This window comes from Frankia sp. CcWB3, from assembly GCF_977927595.1.
Genome location: NZ_CDWRCK010000265.1, coordinates 1 through 5,440, shown reverse-complemented (window position 1 = coordinate 5,440; position 5,440 = coordinate 1). Strand labels below are relative to the sequence as shown.

The 5,440-nt window shown below is 68.7% G+C and carries 2 protein-coding genes and 2 pseudogenes; 1 reads left to right on the top strand and 3 read right to left on the bottom strand.

The window, feature by feature from the left end; translation table 11 throughout:
• Positions 1–80: 80 nt before the first annotated feature.
• Positions 81–182, bottom strand: a pseudogene (locus ACY5KJ_RS17080) (N-acetylmuramoyl-L-alanine amidase); the annotation flags it as partial.
• Between the two features lie 666 nt (positions 183–848).
• Here ACY5KJ_RS17080 and ACY5KJ_RS17075 point away from each other — a divergent pair.
• Complete coding sequence (locus tag ACY5KJ_RS17075) at positions 849–1,289, top strand: hypothetical protein (protein ID WP_462203835.1); 441 nt, start codon at positions 849–851, stop codon at positions 1,287–1,289.
• Positions 1,290–1,388: 99 nt separating this feature from the next.
• On the opposite strand, the gene ahcY is transcribed toward ACY5KJ_RS17075, so the two are convergent.
• Entirely contained in the window at positions 1,389–2,825 is a 1,437-nt protein-coding gene (gene ahcY, locus ACY5KJ_RS17070; protein ID WP_462189032.1) for an adenosylhomocysteinase, read from the bottom strand.
• Positions 2,826–2,859: 34 nt separating this feature from the next.
• Positions 2,860–5,387, bottom strand: a pseudogene (locus tag ACY5KJ_RS17065) (efflux RND transporter permease subunit).
• Between the last annotated feature and the right edge of the window lie 53 nt (positions 5,388–5,440).

Here is a 5,440-nt window from a genome sequence, read left to right as displayed (position 1 = left end):
CAACCACCCCGCCCGGCGCGGCCCACAGCCATGCCCGTGAACCGTCACCTACAGCAAGATCACTAAAGCAGGTGAATGTTTACCTGGACATGTGGGATGAGGCCCCGGGTGGGTTGGATCATCGCTCCGGCCGTGTTCCGTACCGGACGGAAGCGGGCCGGCGGGTACAAGGTCGGTGCCATCGCTACCGGCCATCCTTCCCACGCATGCCGCCGCGACAGATCCTCGTCTGGGAAATCACGATTCCGGGCCGCTTCCTGTTCATGGGGTCATCAGGTCGGTTGACCGCTACAGTCATAGTTTCCAGCCGGAGTACCGGCATGGCCATAGTGCCGGGTTGCTACGGAGGGGTCCGCATCGGGGCGGTATGCCCGGGCGTATGGCGGGTGGAAACCCTCCCGCCGGATCCGTGACAGAACGTTGCGGCGGGCCCGACCCGGTCCGGCGGTGCGCCCCCGGGCACGGACAGTCGCCGCCGCAGCCGCCACCCCTTCGACGCCTCGTCAACTCTCGGTATCGAGGGGCATACTGACTGTCTTTTTGTGGATGTTTGCAGGAACCGCGGACCGGGTGGCGGAGCCCGTGTTTCGATGCCGCCTATATCGTTCTACCGCATGATCGACCCGCAGCCGGGCTCGAGAAGGAGGCATTCAATGCGGTACGCCGTATCTTTCCCGCGACGAGTCGGACGGCCGTTATCCTCCGGAGCGCCGGGAGCGCCGGCGTCCGGAGGAGGTCGTCCCGCGCGGCGCGGCTCCCGGCGGGCGGGCCGGCGCGGCGGCGCAACCCGGACCACTCGGACCACTCGGACCACTCGGACCACTCTGACCACCGCCGGGGCGACCCTCGTGGTGAGCGGCATCCTGGCTCTGGTGAACGCGGGCGCCGCGCAGGCCGGTGGAGCGACCTGGGCGAACTGCCCGGGCGGGCAGGCGACGGAGGTTGGTGTGCCGGCGGCGGCCGGAGAGCCGAACAGACCCGCGACGTATCTCGACGCCGGTTTCTACGTCCATGTCGCCTCGTTGTGGCCGCCGGCCACGGCATCGCTGTGCCGGACCGGTCCAGGCCGGGGTGAGGAGGCCGGCGAGCCGATCTTCAGGTTCGGGCACCTGGGCTGCCCCGGCGGCGACGCGACCTTCGGCGTGCGCAGGCCCGCGGTGCTGGGCCGGGCGAGCGCCGACGTCCCGTCGGCGACCTGGGGAACCTACCTGCCGGCCGGCTGGTACAGCCTGGACGATCTGAGTGACCCATCGTGGACGTCGGTTTGCTGGTCGTCCAGGAGACGCTGACCGATCCCGGCCGGCGAAGCGCCGATTCCGGGCGAAGCGCCGATTCCGGTCAACCGGATTGACCGGATTAACCGGAATCGGCGCGGGAGGGCTGGACGATCAGTAGCGGTAGTGGTCGGCCTTGTACGGACCCTCGACGGGCACGCCGATGTAGTCCGCCTGCTGCTTGGTCAGCTGGGTGAGCTTCACGCCCAGCGCGTCGAGGTGCAGCCGGGCGACCTTCTCGTCGAGGTGCTTGGGTAGCACGTACACCCCGAGGGGGTAGTTTTCGGTCTTCGTGAACAGCTCGATCTGCGCGATCACCTGGTTGGTGAAGCTGTTCGACATCACGAAGCTCGGATGCCCGGTAGCGCAACCGAGGTTCATCAGCCGGCCCTCGGCCAGCACGATGATCGAGTGGCCGTCCGGGAACACCCACTCGTCGACCTGCGGCTTGATGTTGATCTTCTCGATGCCGGGGGTCCTGGCCAGGCCGGCCATGTCGATCTCGTTGTCGAAGTGCCCGATGTTCGACACGATCGCCTGGTGCTTCATCGCCGCCATGTGCTCGGCGTGGATGATGTTGAAGTTGCCGGTCGTGGTGACGAAGATGTCCGCCGTCGCGACGACGTCCTCCAGGGTGGTGACCTGGAAACCATCCATCGCGGCCTGCAGGGCGCAGATCGGGTCGATCTCGGTGACGATCACCCGGGCTCCCTGGCCGCGCAGCGCGTCCGCGCAGCCCTTGCCGACGTCACCGTAGCCGCACACCACGGCGACCTTGCCGCCGATGAGCACGTCGGTGGCGCGGTTGAGACCGTCGATGACGGAGTGGCGGCAGCCGTACTTGTTGTCGAACTTCGACTTCGTCACCGAGTCGTTGACGTTGATCGCCGGGAATGCCAGCGTGCCGGCCTTCGCCATCTCATAGAGACGGTGCACGCCGGTCGTGGTCTCCTCGGTGACGCCCTTGATGTTCTTCGCGGTCTCGGTCCACCGGCCCGGCTTCTCCGCGATGGTGCGGCGCAGGGTCTCCAGGACGATCGCGTACTCCTCGCCGTCCGCGGTGTCCGTCGCGGGGACCGCGCCGGCCGCCTCGAACTGGGCGCCCTTGTGGACGAGCAGGGTCGCGTCGCCGCCGTCGTCGAGGATCATGTTCGGGGTGCCGCCGCCCGGCCAGGCCAGCGCCTGGTCCGTGCACCACCAGTACTCCTCGAGGGTCTCGCCCTTCCAGGCGAAGACCGGCACGCCCCGCGGGTCGTCCTTGCTGCCGTTCGGCCCGACGACGACGGCGGCGGCCGCGTGGTCCTGGGTGGAGAAGATGTTGCAGGAGACCCAACGGACGTCGGCGCCGAGCGATACCAAGGTCTCGATCAGCACCGCGGTCTGAATTGTCATGTGCAGGGAGCCCATAATGCGGGCGCCCCTGAGGGGCTGGCTGGCCGCGTATTCCGCCCGGGTGGCCATGAGGCCGGGCATCTCGTGCTCGGCAAGCCGGATCTCCTTGCGGCCGAACTCGGCCAGTGCGAGATCCGCGACCTTGAACTCGAAACTCATGCCCTCTCCTTCGACGCTCGGGCGGCTGCCGAGCCTATACGGCGGATGTCTCGTCCTGGTTTCCACCCGCCATCGGCTGTGGCCGTGATGCGCCGGCCTTGGAACGGGTTTCTTGAGCGTCCCACATGTCGCCGCGTTGACGAAGACCCGGTCCGGTCCTGTCGCCGACCGCCGGACCCGGGTCGGCCTGGCGTGGCTGGTGCACCCAGCCGCGCTCGTCCGCCCAGATCAACAGGGGTGGGAGGACGACCAGCGCGGACAGCAGGGCGACGGCGACGTTGAGGGCAACCAGCAGACCGAAGTCGCGCAGCAGCGGCAGGGAGCTGAAGGCCAGGACGGCGACCCCGATCACGGCGGCGAGCGCGGAGACCACGAAGGCGCGTCCGGTGCGGGCCGCGGTCTGGTCGACGGCCTCCTTCGGCGTCAGGCCGCGTCGACGCTCCGCCAGGTGGCGAAGCACGAGCAGGGTGGTGAACTCGCTGCCCAGCGCGATGACGAGCGGGCCGCCGACCGCGGTGAGCGGGCTGAGGTCGACGCCGGCCAGCCAGGCGATCATGGAGCTGAGCCCGACCGCGATCAGCACCGGCACCAGCGACAGGACCGCCCGGACGATGCTGCGGTGCCAGACCAGCAGCATGAGCAGGACGCCGACCAGCGCGAAGTAGGTCAGCTGGGTCCGGTTCTTCGTGAAGTTCTCCAGCAGCCCGGTGCCGACCACGGCGAGGCCCGACGGGGTGGCGCGTACCCCTTGCGGCGGATGGACCGTGTCCCGGATGTCGTCGACGATCGCGGCCCGCCGTTCCAACGAGCCCGATCCGGTGCGGAAGACGAGGTTGAGCGCGTTGTGGGCCAGGTTCACCGTGGCGCGCTGGATGTCAGGCGGCGCCGCGGCGTAGCCGAGCCGGATGTCCTGACCCGTCGGCAGGACGACCGTCGTGTTCGGCACCTCCATCATGAAGCTGATGGTCGTGACGAGGCTCGACGCGGTCAGCAGGTCGGCCGGGTCCTTCGCGAGCCGGGTGTTCGCGAACTCGGCGAGGAAGGAGACGGTGGCGTCGTCGAAGACGTTCGGCGACTGGACGTAAATGCCCAGCTCGCTGGCGGATCCGGTGCTCGCGCGCAGCGTGTTGATGTTCTTGATGACCTGACTCTGCTGGTCGACCCATTTCTCCGGATCGGTCTGGATCTTCAGCGTGCCGTCGGTGACGATCCCGACGGCGAAGACCGCGACGGACACGACGGCGAGCGGGACCGCGGTGATCCGTGGCAGGGATCCCAGGGCGATCACCATCCGACCCAGCGGGCCGTGGGTGTAGTCCTTCGGGGGGTCGGCCGGCGACGTTCCCGCAGGCCCAACGAGGCGGTGAGAAGCAGGATCGTGGCGATGACGATCACCGGCAGGCCCAGGGCGAGCAGCGTGCCGAAGTCCCGGATCATCGGGACGTCGCTGAACTCCAGCGCGAGGAAGGACAGCACCGCGGCGACGGTGGCGGCGCTCAGCGCGGGCAGCAGCCCGGCCAGGGCCGCGATGACGGGATGGCCGGCCCGGGCCAGCTGGGCCTCCTCCTCCACCCGGCTGTGGAGCTGGACGGCGAAGTCGATGCCGACGCCGAGCAGCACCGGCAGACCGGAGATGGTCACCACCGACAGTGGGATGCCCGCGTAGCCGGCGAGGCCGAACGCCCAGATGAGGCCGACGGCGACGACGCCGAGTGGGAGCAGCCGCCAGCGCACCGCGAAGGCGACGAGCAGCAGGCCGGCCATCAGCGCCAGGGAGATGCCCCCGAGGGTGGCGAACCCGCCGCGCAGGTAGTCGTTGAGGTCGCGGAGCAGCGCGGGCGCCCCGGTCGACGCTGTCGTCGCATTATCGAATATGCGTTCGGATACGGCCTTCTCGACCAGGGTCGCGGCCTGGCCCTCGGTCGTGAGGGAGGCGTTGCCCCGCAGTCGGGTGACCATCTGGCTGGTGGATTCGGTCGGGAAGAATGGCTTGATCGACTTGCGGATGGCACCCGTGTTGTCGCGGAGCAGGAAGGAGACCCATGCCGGGTTGTCGTAGACCCGCTCGGCCACCGGGATCGCCTGCATCCGCTGCAGGGTCGTGATGGAGTCGGCGAGGCGCCGCTGGGCGGAGGCCGGATCCGGGTCGCGGCGCTGGGCGCCGAGCAGGATCTTCCCGGCGGGGCTGTTGACGGGATTGCCGTCCGGGCTCGTGACCAGGTTGTTCGTGAACTCCAGCGCCGCGAGCGGGGTGATCACCGATTCGATCCGGTCATCGGCGTCGAGGCTGGCCTGCAACTCCCGGAACTGGCTGATGTCGCGCTTGGTGAACAGGTCCTCGAGTCGTTCGCCCTTGTCCAGGGCGAACAGCGTGACCATCGCCTGGCCGCCGAAGAGGGACTGGTAGGCGACGTTGTCCCGGGCGACCTGGGAGTCGGGGTTCAGATAGTTGTCCTGGCCGGTGGTGAACTCCAGCCGGGTGGTTCCGAACCCCAGGGCGGCGGTGACGAGCCGCGCCACGACGGCGACGATGCCCGAGCGCCGACTGACCATACTGACCATACGGACGAGTGCCACCGATGGATCTGTCGCTGATCTTGTGATCGAACTGGCCC